The organism is Mesorhizobium sp. M7A.F.Ca.MR.148.00.0.0 (genome assembly GCF_003997735.1).
Classification (GTDB): Bacteria; Pseudomonadota; Alphaproteobacteria; order Rhizobiales; family Rhizobiaceae; genus Mesorhizobium.
The window spans coordinates 1-248 of record NZ_RZTB01000642.1; the positions used below are offsets into that span (position 1 = coordinate 1).

General features: G+C 57.7%; 1 pseudogene. It reads left to right on the forward strand.

From position 1 onward, the window contains the following. Nucleotides 1-109: 109 nt before the first annotated feature. Nucleotides 110-248 (forward strand): annotated as a pseudogene (locus tag EOB49_RS38525) (Fe-S cluster assembly scaffold SufA); the annotation flags it as partial.

The window sequence follows — 248 nt, forward strand, 5'->3', positions numbered from 1 at the left end:
TACTAGCCCGACAGAGGCTGCACACTTGCACCAAGGATAAAACTTCACCATTTTAGGTGAGGAATCATTCGGCAGGCCTTGAACCTGCATGGAATGGAGAAGGAAAAACATGGGACGCTTCGCCGTCATCACGATGACCGAAAAGGCCGCCGACCGGGTGCGGGAGATTGTCGCCACCCGCGAGAATGCGCATGGCATCCGCCTCGGCATCAAGAAGGGCGGCTGCGCCGGCATGGAATACACGGTCG